Source organism: Plantactinospora sp. WMMB334 (assembly GCF_049179095.1).
GTDB lineage: Bacteria > Actinomycetota > Actinomycetes > Mycobacteriales > Micromonosporaceae > Plantactinospora.
Genome location: NZ_JBMHME010000002.1, coordinates 7767011 through 7782427 on the forward strand (window position 1 = coordinate 7767011; position 15417 = coordinate 7782427).

General features: G+C 74.0%; 15 protein-coding genes. 9 read left to right on the top strand and 6 right to left on the bottom strand.

The genetic code is table 11. The features are described from left to right. Positions 1–161: 161 nt before the first annotated feature. The gene (locus tag ACN27G_RS33715; RefSeq protein WP_421496679.1) at positions 162–2057 is read left to right on the top strand and encodes a LamG-like jellyroll fold domain-containing protein; all 1896 of its coding nucleotides are present in this window, start codon (positions 162–164) and stop codon (positions 2055–2057) included. A gap of 16 nt (positions 2058–2073) precedes the next feature. On the opposite strand, the gene nagA is transcribed toward ACN27G_RS33715, so the two are convergent. The 3 genes from nagA to ACN27G_RS33730 all read right to left on the bottom strand — a co-directional run bounded on the left by nagA (position 2074) and on the right by ACN27G_RS33730 (position 5248). After that, a complete protein-coding gene (nagA, locus tag ACN27G_RS33720) occupies positions 2074–3207 on the bottom strand; it encodes an N-acetylglucosamine-6-phosphate deacetylase (RefSeq protein ID WP_421496680.1) in 1134 nt (377 codons plus the stop codon). Between the two features lie 74 nt (positions 3208–3281). After that, the gene (locus ACN27G_RS33725; RefSeq protein ID WP_421497572.1) at positions 3282–4232 is read right to left on the bottom strand and encodes an ROK family protein; all 951 of its coding nucleotides are present in this window, start codon (positions 4230–4232) and stop codon (positions 3282–3284) included. 86 nt (positions 4233–4318) lie between these two features. Further along, the gene (locus ACN27G_RS33730) at positions 4319–5248 is read right to left on the bottom strand and encodes an SIS domain-containing protein (RefSeq protein WP_421496681.1); all 930 of its coding nucleotides are present in this window, start codon (positions 5246–5248) and stop codon (positions 4319–4321) included. Positions 5249–5593: 345 nt separating this feature from the next. On the opposite strand from ACN27G_RS33730, the gene ACN27G_RS33735 reads away from it, so the two are divergent. From ACN27G_RS33735 to ACN27G_RS33755, 5 genes are all read left to right on the top strand, one after another. Then, complete coding sequence (locus tag ACN27G_RS33735) at positions 5594–6379, top strand: DeoR/GlpR family DNA-binding transcription regulator (RefSeq protein WP_421496682.1); 786 nt, start codon at positions 5594–5596, stop codon at positions 6377–6379. A gap of 170 nt (positions 6380–6549) precedes the next feature. After that, on the top strand, positions 6550–7206 hold the full coding sequence (locus ACN27G_RS33740; protein ID WP_421496683.1) for a hypothetical protein: 657 nt from the start codon (positions 6550–6552) through the stop codon (positions 7204–7206). 223 nt (positions 7207–7429) lie between these two features. Beyond that, entirely contained in the window at positions 7430–8446 is a 1017-nt protein-coding gene (locus tag ACN27G_RS33745; protein WP_421496684.1) for an ATP-binding cassette domain-containing protein, read from the top strand. After that, entirely contained in the window at positions 8443–9459 is a 1017-nt protein-coding gene (locus tag ACN27G_RS33750) for an ABC transporter permease subunit (protein WP_421496685.1), read from the top strand. The genes ACN27G_RS33745 and ACN27G_RS33750 overlap by 4 nt, the downstream gene beginning before the upstream one ends. Positions 9460–9747: 288 nt before the next feature. After that, entirely contained in the window at positions 9748–10122 is a 375-nt protein-coding gene (locus ACN27G_RS33755; protein WP_421496686.1) for a DUF3263 domain-containing protein, read from the top strand. Positions 10123–10150: 28 nt separating this feature from the next. Here the strand turns inward: ACN27G_RS33755 and ACN27G_RS33760 are convergent, their stop codons facing one another. Continuing rightward, positions 10151–10363: a hypothetical protein gene (locus tag ACN27G_RS33760; RefSeq protein ID WP_421496687.1), complete on the bottom strand. Its 213-nt coding sequence runs from the start codon at positions 10361–10363 to the stop codon at positions 10151–10153. Positions 10364–10713: 350 nt separating this feature from the next. Here ACN27G_RS33760 and ACN27G_RS33765 point away from each other — a divergent pair, with 350 nt between their 5' ends. Genes ACN27G_RS33765 through ACN27G_RS33775 form a run of 3 tightly spaced genes read left to right on the top strand, consistent with a single transcriptional unit; the run spans position 10714 to position 12522 of the window. Continuing rightward, positions 10714–11595, top strand: coding sequence for a hypothetical protein (locus tag ACN27G_RS33765; protein ID WP_421496688.1), 882 nt, complete (start codon positions 10714–10716; stop codon positions 11593–11595). Then, entirely contained in the window at positions 11519–12007 is a 489-nt protein-coding gene (locus tag ACN27G_RS33770) for a DUF4291 family protein (RefSeq protein WP_421496689.1), read from the top strand. The genes ACN27G_RS33765 and ACN27G_RS33770 overlap by 77 nt, the downstream gene beginning before the upstream one ends. Next, complete coding sequence (locus ACN27G_RS33775) at positions 12004–12522, top strand: GNAT family N-acetyltransferase (protein WP_421496690.1); 519 nt, start codon at positions 12004–12006, stop codon at positions 12520–12522. Before ACN27G_RS33770 ends, ACN27G_RS33775 begins: the two co-directional genes overlap by 4 nt. Positions 12523–12541: 19 nt before the next feature. Here ACN27G_RS33775 and ACN27G_RS33780 read toward each other — a convergent pair whose 3' ends face one another. After that, complete coding sequence (locus ACN27G_RS33780) at positions 12542–14845, bottom strand: AAA family ATPase (RefSeq protein ID WP_421496691.1); 2304 nt, start codon at positions 14843–14845, stop codon at positions 12542–12544. 155 nt (positions 14846–15000) lie between these two features. Next, the gene (locus tag ACN27G_RS33785; RefSeq protein ID WP_421496692.1) at positions 15001–15408 is read right to left on the bottom strand and encodes a hypothetical protein; all 408 of its coding nucleotides are present in this window, start codon (positions 15406–15408) and stop codon (positions 15001–15003) included. Between the last annotated feature and the right edge of the window lie 9 nt (positions 15409–15417).

Sequence of the window (15417 nt, forward strand, 5' to 3'; positions counted from 1 at the left end):
GTGCCCGCCCTTGCTCCACCACCCGCGGTTGGCGGCTTCCGGCGCTGCCGGCCCTCGCCGTCGTGCTGACCACCGGGCTGGTCCTGGCCCCCGCCGGCCCGGCTGCCGCATCGCCCGCCCGGGACGGCTCCGGATCGCGGTCGGATCAGGCGTCGAGCCCTGTGAGCGGCCGTAACGCGGAGCCGAACCCCCTGGCGGAACGCACCTCGGACGGCAAGCCGTGTGCGACCGGAGACGCGCGGCCGTACGTGCTGACCACGACCCCGTTCCTGACCGGCCGACAGTCCGACCCGGACACCGGGCAGCAGTCGTTGACCACCTGGTTCCACTGGTGGCCGCTCGGCGGCGCCCGGAACGACGTCGACAAGGTGTCGCAGAGTTCCGGCAACCCCTCAGCGGTGGCGAAGGCGATCCCGTCCGGCAGGCTGGTCGACGGTGGCACGTACGCCTGGCAGGCCCGCACCCACGACGGCTCCCGGTACGGTCCCTGGTCCGGCGTCTGCGAATTCACCGTCGACGTCACCCCGCCGCCGATGCCCGGCGACGTGACGTCGACCGACTACCCGGACGACGGCGCCCCGCACGGAGCGGTCGGCTGGCCGGGCGCGTTCGAGATCGCGCCGCCCGAGGTGGATCCGCACGAGGTCGAGGCGTACGCCTGGACCTTCGACTCGGGGACGCTGCCGACGGCCACGGTCCCGGCCCGGTCGACCGACCACGGGGCCACGCTGACGGTCGGCCCGCCCCGCGACGGGCTCAACACGCTCCGGGTGTGGTCGCAGGACCGCGCCGGTCGGTTCTCGACCCAGGCACGGAGCTACACGTTCCGGGTGCGGGCGCCGTGGGGGCCGGCCGGGCACTGGACGTTCGAGGAGACCGGCGGCGACGCCGTCGACGTGAGCGGACACGGCAACACGGCCGCCCTCGACGCCGCCGCGACCCGGGCGCCGGGACGCTCCGGCGTCGGCACGGCGCTGGCGCTGGACGGCAGCGCGGCCGGCACGGTGAGCGGGCCGGTGACGCTGACCCGCCCGGGTGAGAGCACGGCGGTGCCGGTCCGGACGGACGCCGACCTCACGGTGGCCGCCCGGGTCAGGATCGCCTCGCCGGCCGGCCCTGCCGAGCAGGTCGTGCTGGCCGGGAACGGGACGCGCGCCTTCGCGTACTCGTTGAGCTACGCGGGCGGCGTCGACCGGTGGCGGTTCTCGATGGCCGGCGCCGACACGGACGACCCGGCCGTCTTCTCGGTGACCTCCGACGCCGCCGCCGTCCCGGGAAAGTGGACGCATCTGGCCGGGGTCTACGAGGCGGCGACCAGGACGCTGACGTTCTATGTCGACGGGGTCGCGCAGGGCACGACCGCCACGTTGACCGGTGGCTTCGGCACCACCACCGACACCACGATCGGCAAGCGCCGCTGGAACGGCGGCGACCAGGGGTTCCTCACCGGCGCGGTGGACGACGTACGGATCTACGACTACCTCGAGACCCCGGCGACGCTCGCCGAACTGGCCGTACCGCTGCCACCGGCGATCACCTTCCCCAATGGAACCGTGGCCGAGGCCGGCGGCCAGTTGACGGTGGTGTTCGACGCCGGTGGCGACACGAACGTGACGGCGTTCCGGTACAGCGTCGGCGACGCCGGGCTGGGCAGCGAGGTGGCGGCGACGGAGCCGGGTGGCACGGCGACGGTGATCTTCGACGTCGGCACCCTGCACGGCGACCGGCCGCTGCACGCGGTCGCGGTCGACGGCGGCAACCGGGTCAGCGGGCTGGCGCGCGGGCAGTTCACCGTGATCGGGCAGCCCCACCTCACCGGCACCGTGATCGACGTCGAGACGTTCTCGCCGGTCCCGGGCGCGACGGTGCGGCTGGAGCCGGGCGGCTTCGAGTCGACCACCGGTCCGGACGGGGCCTATTCCTTCACCGGCTTCCCCGCCGGCACCTACACCGTGTCAACCAGTCACCAGGGGCGCTGCGCCAGCTCTACGATCGATATTCCCCCGTCAGGGACGTACTACGACCTCTATCTGTTCCCGTGTGCCGAGGGCGCGTAGGCCGGGCCGGATCTGCCTACGCGATCCACTCTCCGGCGCGCATCACCCGGACGACGTTGAGGTCGTCGTCCAGCACCACCAGGTCGGCCCGCCAGCCGGGCATCAGGGCGCCGAGCCGCTCGCCGAGCCCGATCGCCCGGGCCGGGGTCGTCGACGCCATCCGGCAGGCGTCGACCATCGGGATCCCGGCCGCGACCGCGGCCCGCAGCGCCGCGTCCATGGTCAGCACGCTGCCGGCGATCGCGCCGGGGGAGGAATCCGGGGACGGGTCGCCGGTGGCGAGCCGGGCGGTGCCGTCGGCCACCACCACGGGCTGCCCGCCCAGCTCGTACTCGCCGTCCGGCATCCCGGCGGCGGCGATGGCGTCGGTGATCAGCGCGGCCCGGTCCGGGCCGGCCACCCCGGCGGCGAAGGCGAGGGTGCCCTGGTGCAGGTGTACGCCGTCGGCGACCAGCTCGCAGACCACGTTGGGGGAGCCGAGCAGCGCGAAGACCGGCCCCGGCTCGCGGTGGTGTGCGCTGGGCATGCCGTTGAAGAGGTGGGTCGCCACGGTCGCCCCGGCGATCACCCCGGCGCCGGTCTGTTCGTACGTGGCGTCGGTGTGCCCGATCGCCGCGACGACCCGGCGGGAGACGAGCAGTTCGATCGCGGCCAGCGCGCCGGGCAGCTCGGGGGCGATGGTGACCATCCGGACCGTGCCGTCGCCCAGGGAGAGCAGCTCGGTCAGCTCGTCCAGGGACGGGTCGCGGAGGAACGCCGGGTTCTGTGCACCGCAGCGCACCGCCGACAGGTACGGCCCCTCGTAGTGGACGCCGGCCAGCACACCCTCCTTCACCAGTGGCACGTACGCCTCGGTGGCGTCCCGCATCAGCTCGTAGGGCGAGCTGACCAGGCTGGCCAGCATGCTGGTGGTGCCGTGCGCGAGGTGGAAGGCGGCGGCGCCCCGGGCCGCGTCGGCGTCACCGGTGGTGAAGGTGTGCCCGCCGCCGCCGTGGCTGTGCATGTCGACGAAGCCGGGCACGATCCAGTGCCCGTCCCGGATGGACGGATATTCGGCGACCGCCGTGATCCGGTCACCTTCCAGCTCCACACACCCCTGGCGGATCACGCCGGTCGGGGTTACCACCTTGCCGCTGACGCGGACGGTCATGTCGTCTCCTCGGTGCACTCGTCGGCGCCATGACGTGTCGGACCGGTCGGGCCGGTGCCGCCACGGCGCTCGGGTTACGGAGTTTCCAGGACGTCGAGGGTGTCGAGCCTGTCCAGGGTGTCGACGGCGAGCAGGGCGGCGCCGAGGCAGCCGGCCCCGTCACCGAGGGCGGCCCGCCGCAGCCGGGGTTCGGTCTGGAAGGTGAGCCGCTGCCGCAGCGCGACGCCGAGCGGGTCGAGCAGGTCGGCGCCGGCCTCGGCCAGCCCGCCGCCGAGCACCACGACCTCGGTGTCGTAGAGGGCCTGGGCGATGGTCAGGCCGTCGGCCAGGGCGTCGATCGTCTCCCGCCACACCCGTGCGGCGTTCTCCTCGCCGCCGGCCGCGCGGGCGACCACCTCGGCGGCGGTCGCGGCTGTTCCGGCCAGCGCCTCGTATCGCCGGCCGACGGCGGCGGCCGAGGCCACCGCCTCCAGGCAGCCGAGCCGGCCGCAGCCGCAGGGCGGCCCGTCGGGGCGTACGACGACGTGGCCCAACTCGCCGGCGGCGCCGTGCGCGCCCGCGAAGGCCGACCCGTCGACCACGTGCGCGGCGGCGATTCCGGTGCCGATGGCGAGGAAGAGCACGTGTCGGGTGCCCCGGCCGCCGCCGAGCCGGGCCTCCGCGAGCCCGCCCACCCGCACGTCGTGGCCGAGCGCCGCCGGCAGGCCGAGCCGCGCACCGACCAGCTCCCGCAGGGGTACGTCCCGGAAGCCGAGGTTGGCCGACCAGACCGCCCTGCCGCTGGTCTCGTCGACCACCCCGGGCACGGCCACCCCGACCGCGACCGGGGTGAAGCCGTCCGCCCGCGCCTTGCCGGCGAGCCCGTCGGCGACGTCGAGGATGCTCTCCACCACGGCGGCCGGGCCGCGCTCGGCCCGGGTGTGGTGCCGTTCGGCGTGCACGACGTCGCCGTCCGGCCGGACCAGGGCACACTTCATGCCGGTACCGCCGACGTCGAGCGCGACCACCACCTCCCCGCCCCGCACCCCGCCCGGCGCGGCGCCGGTGGCGCTCGGCGGGTCGGCCGCGGCGCCGGTGGCACCGGCAGGGGCGCTCGGGGTGGCGTCGGTGGTCACGCCAGCACCACGGAGCGGCTGAGATGCCGGGGTGCGTCCGGGTCGAGACCGCGCCCCTTGGCCAGGGCGACCGCGAAGCGCTGCGCCAGGATCAGGTCCGCCATCGGGTCAAGCGGGGTACGGCCGGCCGCCCAGCCGCCGATCACCGCGTGCACCCCGTGGGTCCGGCTGTGCACGAATGCCGCCCCGGTCGCCGCGATGTCCTCGGCGAGCCCGTCCGGGATCTCCCCGAACGCCCAGACCACCCGGCCGGGCGCGGCGATCGAGATTGGCCCGTGCCGGTAGTCCATCGCCGGGTACGCCTCGGCCCAGGCGGTGGCCGCCTCGCGGCACTTGAGCGCGGCCTCGTGCGCGATCCCGATCGTCCAGCCCCGGCCCAGGAAGGTGATCTGCTCGACCCGGGCGGGGTCGAAGGGGAGCGGGGCGCGTACCGCGACCTCGGCGTCGGCGGCCAGGGCGGGGACATAGGTGCCGAGGTGGGCCCGGAGCAGGGCCAGGGTGCTGGTGGCGAAGCGCGTCTGCACCACGGAACGCTCGTCGGCGAAGGGCATCGCCACGGCCTGGTCGGCCAGCTGTGCGGCGGGCGAGCCGGAATCGCCGACGATCACGCTGCTCGACCGGCGGCCACGCAGCGCGGTGAGCACGTCCAGGACCTCGGTGGTGGTGCCGGAGCGGGTGATCGCGACGACCCGGTCGTACGGGCGGTCGAGCGGGAACTCGGAGGCCTGGAACGCGTCCGTCTCGCCGTGTCCGGCGCGTTCGCGCAGCCCGGCGTAGGCCATCGCCATGAACCAGGAGGTGCCGCAGCCGACGACCGCGACCCGTTCACCGGGTCGGGGCAGGGCGGGGGTGGAATCGGCGGCCAGCGCGGCAGCCCGTCGCCAGCATTCGGGTTGACTGCTGATCTCGGCGTCGACGTGGCCCATCGCAGCTCCTCGCGGGCGATAACCCGCACCCGCAGGGCGGCGCCGTGTCGCGGCGGACCGGCCTGCACAATACGGCTCGGTTTGACGATCTTTCGCGCGTTATTCTGCGCGAAACATTGTGGTCGTGGCAACCGGGGCATGCTTCCGCCCCGGCTCCGGACCTGGGACGTGTCCGGGGCGGGACCTGCGGTCCACCGTGCGGGACCTGCGATCCACCCGGCACGGGACCTGCGGCGCGCCCGGGGTGGAGTTTCGCGGCTTTGCGCAGAAGTGAGTTTTGCGGGCGCGCGTTTCGCGCACTATTGTGCACGGAATCTCCGCACCGCACGCAGCTGGAGGCCAGGGGTGGACCGCTACGCCAGATGGAACGCGCTGCTCGAACTGCTGACCGAGAGCGGTCGGGTCAGTGTGGAGGACGCGGCAGGCCGGCTGGACGTATCGCAGGCCACCATCCGCCGCGACTTCGACCAACTGGCCCAGCAGCAGATGATCACGCGTACCCGGGGCGGTGCGGTCGCCAACGGTGTCTCGTACGACCTGCCGCTGCGCTACAAGACGGCCAAGCACTCGGCCGAGAAGCAGCGGATCGGCGCCGCCGCCGCGGCCCTGGTCGCCCCGGGGATGGTGGTCGGCCTCAACGGTGGCACCACGACCACCGAGGTCGCCCGGGCACTGGCTGTCCGGCCCGACCTGAACAGCAGCGCCGACGGTGCCCAGCTGACCGTGGTGACCAACGCGCTGAACATCGCCAACGAGTTGCTGGTCCGGTCCCGGATGAAGATCGTGGTGGCCGGTGGCGTGGTCCGGCCGCAGTCCTTCGAACTGGTCGGGCCGCTGGGCGGGGCGCTGCTCCGCGAGGTGACCCTCGACGTGGCGCTGCTCGGGGTGGATGCCATCGACGTACAGCTCGGTGCGGCGGCGCACCACGAGGGTGAGGCGTCGATGAACAACCTTATGGTGGCCCGCGCCAAGCGGGTCGTGATCATCGCCGACTCCTCCAAGCTCGGCGGGCACGCCTTCGCCCGGATCTGCCCGGTCGAGCGGGTCGAGACCCTGGTCACCGACTCCGGCGCCGACCCGGAGACGGTCGCGGCCTTCCGCGACGCCGGCGTCCACGTCATCTCCGCCTGAGACCTCGGACCGATCGCCACCGCCCCACACGCCGAGATCACGGCGGTCCCGCTCATGGCTGGGGCGGGCCGGTTGACGCTCAAGGGCTATTGCCATTAGCTTTATGGCTACGAATCTGAGCAAGCTGGGCGCCTGGGCTCGCGCGCCCACGCCACGGCATGGGAGAAGACATGGCACCCCTGACTCACCCCCGGCTCGGCGCCCTCGCCTTCGTCGTCGACGGCGGGTTGTTCGTGCTCTATCCGGCCCTGCGACCGTGGCACGACGAGACCACCGTCGAGGGCGCGCTCGCCGCGATGGGGTCCGGCGGCTGGATCGCCTCGCACCTCTTCGCCATGATCGGATTCATCCTGCTGCCCCCGGCCCTGCTCGCGCTCTGGAGTGCGGTCCGGGGTACCCCGGGTGACCGGCTCGGGATCGCCGCGACCCTCGCGGGCTGGCTCGGTGCAGGGCTGGTTCTGCCCTACTACGGTGCCGAGGACTTCGGCCTGTACGCCATCGCCCGCCAGGCCGCCGAGGGGGAGCGGTTCGACCTGCTCGGTCTGGTGGAGGCGGTGCGCTTCAGCCCGGTCGCGGCCACGACATTCGTGCTCGGGCTGCTGGCGCTGGCCGTCGCCGGAGTCTGCACCGCGGCGGCGGTGTGGCGGTCCGGAACGCTGTACCGCCCCAGCGGGCTCCTCTTCGCCGCGGGGTTCGTCCTCTTTCTGCCGCAGTTCTACACCCCGGCGCCGGTCCGGATCGCGCACGGCGTCCTCGTCGCGGTCGGAGCGGCGTGGCTCGGCCGGGAGCTCTGGGTGGCGGGAGCCGCACCCCGCCGGGCCGGCTGACCGGCACGGCCCACGGTCCGGTCCGCTCCCTCGGCCGGGCAGCCGGAGGCGCACGCCGGCATCGGGAGCCCGGTGCCGGCGTGCTGTCGCTCGCCGACCCGGTGGCCAGGCGATACGTCGTCGAGAACGAATATCTCTGAGCGGACTAGCGTGTATAGCGCAGTAGCCTGCAAAGCGATGGTACGGTGTCCCGCGACAACCGGACATGACCAGAGAGGCCGCGATGGCTGCCGTACTCGAGATCGAGGGTCTGCGCAAGACCTACCGGAATAGACGCCGGGGCGTCCGACAAGCCCTGGACGGGTTCGACATGCGGGTCGAGGCCGGACAGGTGCACGGGTTCCTCGGCCCCAACGGTTCGGGCAAGACCACCACCCTGCGTACGCTGCTCGGCCTGATCCGGCCCAACGGCGGCCGGATGGCGATCCTCGGCCGGGAGGTGCCGGCGGCGCTGCCGGTGGTCGCCGGCCAGGTGGGTGCGATCGTGGAGAGCCCGCAGTTCTTCCCGCACTTCTCCGCCCGGGACACCCTCTCGCTGCTGGCCGGTGCCGGCGGGGTGCCGCAGACCCGGGTGCTGGAGGTGCTGGAGCTGGTCGGGCTGCGCGAGCGGGCCAGGGACCGGGTCAAGACCTACTCGCTCGGCATGAAGCAGCGGCTCGCGGTCGCCTCCGCCCTGCTGAAGAACCCGAAGCTGCTGATCCTCGACGAGCCGGCCAACGGGCTCGACCCGGGCGGCATCCGGGAGATGCGGACCCTGATGCGCGACCTCGCCGCCTCCGGCATGACGGTGGTGGTCTCCAGCCACATCCTCGGCGAGGTGCAGCTGATCTGCGACTCGGTGACCATCATCTCGCTGGGCCGCCGGGTCGCCGCCGGCCCGGTCGCCGAGGTGCTGGCCGAGCACTCCGGCGGCGGGCTGCGGGTGCGGCTGGAGGCGGTCACCGACCTGCCGGTCGCCGCCGATCTGCTCGCCCGGTCCGGCGCCCGGGTCACCCCGCACGACGACCACCTGCTGGTGTACGAGGTGGACAAGCCGGCCGGCGTCACCCGTACGCTCGCCGCCGCCAACCTCTTCGTCAGCGAGCTGGCCCCGATCACCGTCGACCTGGAGAGCGTCTTCCTGGAGCTGACCGCCACCGCCCCGGTGCCCGGCCAGCACCGCCAGGTGGACGAGTCCGTGGTGGTCGACGGCGGCGGCTCGACGGGAGCGACGGGAGCAAACGGGGGGTGGGGGGTGTGAACCTCTACACCACCGAACTGCGCCGGCTCGGCAAGCGGCGGTTCGTCCGCTATCTGACCCTGGCCGGGCTGCTCGTGCTGGTCGCCGTCGCGGTCGGCATGTTCCTCACCAACCAGAAGGTGGGGCCGGCCCAGATCGCCGAGGCGGAACGCGCCGCCGAGCGGGAATATCAGCAGAACGTCGCGATGGTGCAGCAGCACCGGGCGGAGTGCGAGCGGGCGAAGGCGGCCGGCGGGGCCGTGGCGGACGGTTTCCCGGACGACTGCTCGGTGATCGAGCCCCCGCCCCGGGACGCCTTCCGGGCCGAATGGCACATGCCGCCCACCTTCGAGTTCCGCCAGGAGTTCGCACCCACCATCACCACGCTCACCGCCGTGCTCGCGCTTGTCGCGTTCGTCGGCGGCGCGTCGTTCGTCGGTGCCGAATGGAGTACGGGCGGCATGATGAACCTGCTGCTCTGGCGGCCGCGGCGGATCCGGGTACTCCTCACCAAGCTGGCCGCCCTGCTCTCCGCGCTCTTCGGCCTGACGGTGGCGGCCGGAGCCCTGTGGACGGCCGCGTTCTGGGCCACCGGCAGCTTCCGGGGCAGCACCGACGGGATGACCTCCGGGGTCTGGCAGTCGCTCGGGCTGACCGGTCTGCGCGGACTCACCCTGATCCTGGTGGCCGGGGCGCTCGGTTTCGGCCTCGCCTCGCTCGGCCGACACACCGCGCTGGCGCTCGGCGGCGTGCTCGGGGTGATGGTGGTCGGACAGTTCGGTCTGGGCATCGTGCTGGCGATGGCGCAGGTCAAGTTCATCGAGGCATATCTGCTGCCGACGTACCTGCTGGCCTGGATGGACAAGAAGATCACGCTGCGCAACTGGGATGCCTGCCAGACGACGTTCACCGGCGGGTGCGAGCCGGCGACCCGGGACATCACCTGGCAGAACTCGTCGGTCCTGCTCGCCGTCGCGCTGGTGACGGTGCTCGGTGCGGCGATCTGGTCCATGCGGCGGCGGGACATCACCTGACCTGCGGCGGGACCTCACGGGCGCGGTGACGTCGCGGCGATGCGCGGCGGCCGGTCACGGCGACGGTCACGGCGACGGTCACGGCGACGGTCACGGGGGCGGGGGCGGCGGCCGGGGGGCGCCGCCCCCGACGGCCGTCGCGTCCCTGGTGGACGTTCCCGCGACGGCGGTGAGGGGCGTGGCGCGGGTGACGGCTGTCGCCCGTGGCGGCCGGTGCGGTCTTGGGCCGGCGTCGCTACGCTGGTGAACTGTTCGCAGGTCGTGCCGTGTCGACAACAGAGGAGGGCCGTGCGGAACCCCTCTGCGCCCGCCGATGACGAGACCGACCCCGACGGGATCGACCCCGCCGGCCACGTCCCGCAGCCGCGTGCCGCCCCCGATGAGGAGTCCGACGACCTGGCGGAGACTCCCGCGCAGCCCTCGCCGGCCGACCCGGGACTGACCGAGCGGGAGCGGGAGATCCTCGCCTTCGAACGGCGCTGGTGGAAACATGCCGGCGCCAAGGAACAGGCGATCAGGGACGCCTTCGACCTCTCCGCGACCCGGTACTACCAGATCCTCAACGGACTGCTCGACAACCCGGCCGCGCTGGAGGCCGAGCCGACGCTGGTCGCCCGGCTCCGCCGGCTCCGCGCGACCCGGAGCCGCAACCGTCGCCGCTGAGCATCCGCCTCGCGGACGCTCGTGGTGGCTACTTCTCGTACGTGCGCAGCCCGTTGCCGAGCGCGATGAAGGTCGGTGCCCACTCGCCGATGAAGATCCCCCAGCGGTCGGCCCGGTCGATCCCGGCGTGCTCCATCTGCTTCGACAGCATCCAGCTCAGGAACGACAACCCGATGCTGGCCGCGCCGGCCATGTACATGTGCTCGGCCCGCAGGCCCATCCGGTGCAGGTGCTCCAACATCTGCTATTCCCTCCTCGCGCAACCACTCGTAACATGAAACTACCGTCGGTAATCGTTGCTGGTCGGCTGGTTGCCGGGATGCGGTCCAGCAAAGCCCCGGCCCCGCTCGGGCCGGCCAGGGACGCATCGACGGCGTGCGAGGCGGGTGGCGGCTGGCAGGGAGCGGCCCGTGGGACGTCGGTGGGCTGGACCGGACCGCGTGTGCACGGCCGGAGCGGTTGTCCGTGCTCCCCGCCCACCCCGGCGACCGGGCGCGCAGGCTCGACGACCGGCCGATTCGGGCCGGGGAGGATGGCGATTCGCGGTAGAACAGGACGGGAACCTACATGTCCGACCGCCGGGAGCCGCCGATGACACCGCTGGGCGAGGAGCAGCCGAAGACGATGCGGGTCCGCTCGGTCTCCGTGCCGGCGCCGGGGCGGCTGGAGAACGAGGACCACGTCTTCCGGTACGGGGACCTGGTCGGCGTACTCGACGGGGCGACGGTGCCGGACGGTTTCGACACCGGCTGCGTACACGGACCGGCCTGGTATGTCCGGCGGCTCGCGGCGCGGCTCGGGCTGGCCGCCGCGGACCGGCCCGCCGCCGCGCTGGCCGGCAACCTCGCCGCCGCGATCCTGGCGGTCCGGGCCGACCACGGCGGCACCTGCGACCTGGACCATCCGGGTACCCCGTCGGCGACGGTCTGCCTGCTGCGGCAGGTCGGTGATCACGTCGACTATCTGGTGCTCTGTGACAGCCCACTCGTGCTCGACATCGGTGAACGGGTCCGGGTGATCTCGGACGACCGACTGGGGACGGCAAGGGCCGACCTGCGGCAGAAGGCGCTGGCGGTGGCCGATCCCGGGCAGGTGGACGCGGCGACCAGGTTCCGCCGGTCCGTGACGGTGCAGCGCGAGCAGATGAACCGGACCCACGGCTACTGGGTCGCCGCCGCCGATCCGGACGCCGCCTTCCACGCGGTTGCCGGGAGCCTGCCGCTGCACGGGCCGGACCGGGTCCGCCGGGCCGCGCTGCTGACCGACGGCGCCTCGGTCGCGGTCGAGCAGTTCGGGCTCTTCGACTGGCGCGGCCTGCTCGACCTGCTCGGCGAGGCCGGGCCGGACGAGCTGATCCGCCAGGTCCGGCTGGCCGAGGGCGGGGACGGCCGGCGCCGTGCCGGCTTCAAACGCCACGACGACGCGACGGCCGTGCTCTGCGAGTTCGACGACCGGCACACGGGTACGTCGTAGCCGGTGGTGCGGCGGCGGGGAGGTCGGGTGGCGGTCGCCGGGTGCTGCCGCCACGGATTCGAGTGGGGCGCTCGGCCACGCCGGCCTCGGTCACCACGACCGGGGGTTCCATCCGAGCCGGCCGGAGTGGGCCGAGCGGCTGAAGGCGAGCCCGGTATGCGTGCAGTGGGACGCGGAGCGTGCGCTCGAGCGGCACCCGCTGCCGTACCGGTCGCTCCAGGTGGGGCTCAGCGGCCCGGCCGTCACCAGGGCCGGCGGCGGACCGGGCCGGGTCCGCCGGCCGGCGTCGACGCAGGCACGACCAGCCAGGCGGCAGGGGGGACGCCCGGTCGGCCGGGGATGGCCCGAACGGCGCGGGTCTGGCAAACCGGTGGACGCGGCGGCGACCCGGCGAGAAGCATCGAGATCGTGACCCGTGAGGTACGGCTGGCGCCGATAGGCGAGCACAATCTCGAACCGCTGCTGTCGGTGGCGGTCGCCGAGACGGAGCCGGACGAGGTGATGCCGCCGGTCGAGGCGCCGGCCGGCTGGTCGCAGGCGCGCCGCGACGCGTTCCGGGAGTTCTACCGGGCCAACTTCGGCGGCCTGGCCGGGCCGACCGGCAACCTGATGTACGCGATCGTGCAGGACGGCGACGTGGTCGGCATGATCCGGCTGGGGCGGCGCGCCGAGCCGGGCACTCTGGAGACCGGGATGTGGCTCGGCAAGTCCACCCGGGGGCAGGGTATCGGGCTGATCGCGCTGCGGTTGCTGCTCGCCGAGGCCATCGAGGCCGGCGCCTGTCGGGTGGTGGCCGAGACCCGCTCGGACAACCTGCCGGCGCTGAACCTGCTGCGCCGGTGCGGCGCGGTGTTCTGCGAAGACGGGGCGGCGATCCGGGCGGAGATCCGGCTCGGGGTCGACGAGGCGCCGGCCGGCGCCTGGTGAGGAACGGCGTGGTCGCCCCTCACCGCTGCGCGGCGTACGCGGCCAGCCAGGCGACCTGGGCCGGATCCAGGGACGGCCGAACCCGCTCCCGGGCCGCCGCCACGTGCCCGGCGTGCACGGTGCTCGCCTCCAGCGACTCCCGCATCGCGGCGAGCGCAGCCTCCCGGACAAGCGCCGCACAGTCGGCGGCGGAAAATCCCGTCAACTCCCCGGCCAGCGCCGCCAGCTCCACCTCGGGGGCGAGCGGCACGTTCCGGGCCGCCGCCCTCAGGATCTCGGCCCGGGCCGCGGTGTCCGGCGGCGGCACATAGACGAGCCGCTCCAGCCGGCCCGGCCGGAGCAGCGCCGGATCCACCAGGTCTGGCCGGTTCGTGGCGCCGACCACCACCACGTTGCGCAGCGGCTCCACCCCGTCCAGTTCGGTGAGGAGCGCGGCGACCACCCGGTCGGTGGTGCCGCCGTCGGTGGCCTGGCCGCGCAGCGGGGCCAGCGCGTCGACCTCGTCGAGGAAGACCAGGGTCGGCGCCGCCTCGCGGGCCCGGCGGAACAGCTCCCGGACGGCCCGCTCGCTCTCGCCGACCCACTTCGAGAGCAGCTCCGCGCCCTTCACCGACAGCACGTTCGCCCGCCCGGTGCCGGCGAGCGCGCTGACCAGGAAGGTCTTGCCGCAGCCCGGCGGGCCGTAGAGCAGCACGCCGCGCGGCGGCTGCACCCCGAGCCGGGCAAACGTGTCCGGGTAGTTCAGCGGCCAGAGCACCGACTCGGTCAGCACCTCCTTGACCTCGGCCATGTCGCCCACGTCGTCCAGGGTCACCTCGGCCAGCTCCAGCACCGAGGACTCGGCCATCGACGTCGGCCGCACCACCTCCAGCGCCGCCGCGAAGTCGGCCATCGCCACCGTCGGGCCGGTCGCCGCCTTCTGGCGCAGCGCGGCGCGTACCCCGGCCTCGCGGGCCAGCGCGGCCAGGTCGGCGGCGACGAATCCGGGCGTACGGGCGGCCACCTCGTCCAGCCGGACGTCGTCGGCGAGCGGCATGCCCCGGGTCAGCACGGTCAACTGCTCCCGGCGCAGCGCGGCGTCCGGCAGCGGGATCGCGATCTCCAGGGAGAGCAGGTCGGGGGAGCGCAGTGCCGGGTCGACCGACTCCGGCCGGCTCGTGGTGCAGACCACAGCGGCTCCGGCGCGTACCGTCTCGGCCAGGAGCTGCCGGAAGACCGTACCCACCGGACCGGGGGTGTCGCGCGGGGCCAGCGCCTCGACGTCGGAGACCAGCAGCACCGCGGGGGGCGTGTCCCGGACCGACGCGGCGGCCTCGCGGAGCCGCCGGGCGGCGGCGTCATTGGTGAGCGCGGCGACCTCGGGCGCCCAGACCGCGGCGAACCGGGCACCCACCGTGCGGGAGACCGCCCGGACCAGCGCAGACTTGCCCGACCCGGCGGGCCCGGTCAGCAGTACGCCGAGCGAGACCGTGGTGCCGAGCCGGCCCAGCACCTCCCGGTGGTGGAAACCGAGGTCGAGCAGCTCGGTCAGCTCCTCGGCCTGGGCCCGCAGCCCGGGCAGCTCGTCCAGCCCGGGCCCTGGATCCGACGCCGGCACGGTCGCCGTACCGGCGCTCCCGCCCCTGTCCCCGCTCCCGTCCGTGCCTCTGCTCCGGGCGCCGGCGACCGCCCGCACCTCGGGCGGCGTCGACCCGTGCGTCGAGTGGCCGCCCCGCCAGGCCACCACGCTGTCCATGGTCACCAGCACGGAATCCGCCCGGTCCCGCGGAGCCTCGGGCCCGATCCGGTCGGTGTGTCCGGGCACGGACTCCGCCGCGGTGACCGTCAACAGGGTGCTGGTCCAGGCATAGCCGACCGTGTTCGCCAGGCTGCGCCGGGCCGCCTCGACCAGGGTCCGCACCGCCGTGGCGGGAAGCACGTCCTGCGGCAGCAGGGAGACGTCGTCACCTGCGGTCACCATCTTGCCGAGCAGGGCGAGGCGGAGCATCTCCGGCGAGACGACGGCGACGATCTCCGGCGGCCCGGACAGCTCCACCCGGCGGGCGGCCAGCACCGGGGTCGGCGCGACGGTGACCTGGCTGCCGTCGCGGACGCCGAGGTTGCCGAGGAGCAGGTCGTCGGCGTAGAGCAGGGCGCGGCTCGCGGACAGCTCCGCCCGGGCCACGATCCCGGCGGTGCTGCGGCGCCCGGTGAGCCGTACCGGGTCGCCGGGGTGCAGGCCCAGCGCGGTCAGCACCTCCGGGTGCAGCCGGACGATCCCCCGGCGGGCGTCGAGCGCGGCCGGACGCAGGCTGGCGGTGAGCGTGAGATCCCGACCCGTCACCGGCCGAGAGTACCGGCCGGGAACCAGCCGCCGACGCGCGAGGACGGGACTCGGGCCACCGGCTCCCGGTCACCGCTCGGCGGAACAGGGGCCACCGGGCCCACCGGTCGCCGCCGAGTCGTCGGGCCGAGCCGCCGAGTCGTCGGGCCGAGCCGCTAGTCGTCGGGGCCGAGCAGTGACGGGTCCCGGCGGATCAGGTCGGCGAGCCGGGCGGCGGCGTCCGGATTGGGCGGATCTTCCGGGTCCGCCCAGCTCGGCACCGTCCTGACCGACATCGGCCAGGAGTGGGGTGGCTGGCCGGCGGTCGGCAACGCCGGCTCGGCGGCGGGTCGTACGGTGACCGCGCCGTCGGTCCATGCCACGTGCATCGCCGAAATGTTCGGTCCGTCGGCGACCCACATCGTGACCGCCACGTTCGGATACTGCGCTACGACCCGCTGGACCGCCTCGGTCACCTCGTCGACCGGTGATCCGGCCCGGGCCGCCGCTTCCTGGGCCCGCCGTCGTTGCAGCGCCTCCCGGCGCTCCATCCGGGCCAGCGCGTCGTCCAGTTCGCCCCTCATCGTGTCACC